Here is a 378-nt window from a genome sequence, read left to right as displayed (position 1 = left end):
CGTCGATCAGAGATGGATCCATTTGACCGTCGCCGTCCAGCTTCACCATGACCGTTGCACCATCAGCCATGGCGCACTCGTAGCCGTGCATGACGGCCCCGCCAACACCAAGGTTTACTGTGTTGCGCACAACCACCACCCGGGGGTCGCCGCAGGCGCGTTCCACCAGATCACCGCTGCCGTCCGGGCAGCAGTCATCCACGCAGTAGATCCGATCTACCAGAGGACCTATCCGCTCCAACAGCGGCAGGATATGCCTCGTCACCCTATGACAGGGAATTACTACTGCGACACCGCTGGTCCACATTTATGGCCCCTCTGAAGCGTTTGTTGATGGAAGTTTAGCTGCGAAGCCCTGCCAGACGTCTACGCAGGTTT

Annotated in this window: 1 protein-coding gene; it reads right to left on the bottom strand. The window is 59.0% G+C overall.

What is annotated here, in order from left to right:
* On the bottom strand, positions 1-307 hold a 307-nt coding region (locus KVS69_RS18950), incomplete at its 3' end, for a glycosyltransferase (RefSeq protein ID WP_217539514.1).
* Positions 308-378: the final 71 nt, after the last annotated feature.

Origin of the sequence: Stenotrophomonas sp. GbtcB23 (assembly GCF_019091045.1) — a bacterium.
Taxonomy (GTDB): domain Bacteria; phylum Pseudomonadota; class Gammaproteobacteria; order Xanthomonadales; family Xanthomonadaceae; genus Stenotrophomonas; species Stenotrophomonas rhizophila_A.
Note: the sequence above shows the minus strand (reverse complement) of the source record. Positions and strands in the feature narration are given on the sequence as shown.